Source organism: Tenacibaculum sp. L6, from assembly GCF_028823685.1.
Lineage (GTDB): Bacteria > Bacteroidota > Bacteroidia > Flavobacteriales > Flavobacteriaceae > Polaribacter.
Genome location: NZ_JAPEHZ010000138.1, coordinates 1 through 1,250, shown reverse-complemented (window position 1 = coordinate 1,250; position 1,250 = coordinate 1). Strand labels below are relative to the sequence as shown.

Below are 1,250 nucleotides of genomic sequence, written 5' to 3'. Positions count from 1 at the left end.
TTTGTTAAAGCAGGTACGTTGGTTATGTCTGCAGGATTTTGCCAACGGTTACGAATGTTTTTATGCCAGTTCCAACTACCAACTCTACCATTACCCATCATATCTGCATAAGCGGCATCATACGCATAACCTCCTAAACTATAAATTAGTTGAGAGCTAAAGTCGAAGTTTTTGTAAGACATGTTTAGCCTAAAACCTCCTCTTACAGTTGGGATACTAGATTTATTTAAGAATTGACGTGTTGCTACTGCAGAATTACTTGTTACTGTTTTAGTTAACGTTCTGTCAGGGAATTCTGCTTGGTATTCATGTAGTGAATTAATTACTTCACTATCATCAGATTCATTAAATACTCCATCGTTGTTTGCATCATAATAATAAGCGTACCACATTGGAGCTCCATTTGCAGGGTCTACACCAGCCCATTCACGAGTGTAGAAATCATATAAAGATCTTCCTTTAGTTCTACCAAATACTCCATCAATATCAATAACTTTTTGTTCTCCTGTAGAAACATCTATAGGCATAGCAGTCAGCTTGTTTTTAAGGAATTCTCCATTTAAACTAACTCCTAATTTAAAGTCTTCTTTATTAATAATTTTAGCATTGATATCGAATTCTAAACCTGAGTTTCTTAAAGTTCCATCGTTAACATCTTGAATAGCTACACCAGAACCAATATTTAATCTCTTATCAAATAATAAGTTTTCAGTATCTTTAATGTAGTAATCTAAATTTATATCTAAGAAATTACTTAGTTGACTTTCTAAACCAACTTGGTACATTTTAGATTTTTCCCAAGTTAAGTCAGGGTTACCAACAAAATCTTCTGTTATAGAGATTTCATCATTTGAGTTATTAATATTAGATAATGTAAGGCCAGGATAATAACCTACACCAGCTTGCTCACCAATAATTCCGTAACTGGCTTTAAGTTTTAAAAACTTTATAAAGTTTGAATTTTCAATAAAACTTTCATTAGAAATTATCCAAGCACCACCAATAGAGCCAAAAGTATCCCATTTATTTTTAACAAATCGAGAAGAACCATCTCTTCTGATAGAAGCAGAAAGATAGTAAGTATCTTTGAAATCATAATTTATTTGAGAAAAATAACTTTCCAATCTACTCTTATCAGTATAAGACGAAGAAGGTAAATTGATTATAAAGTTATTAAATTCTAATAAGCCAGGAAGCACGATCTTGTTTTTACTAGTCGAAGTCAGTTTTATATCTGAACTATTAGTTTC

1 protein-coding gene is annotated in these 1,250 nt (G+C 31.8%); it reads right to left on the bottom strand.

All coding sequences use genetic code 11. From position 1 onward, the window contains the following. Window positions 1–1,250: TonB-dependent receptor domain-containing protein (locus OU788_RS12315; RefSeq protein WP_274635437.1), on the bottom strand; the 1,250-nt coding region annotated here is incomplete at both ends.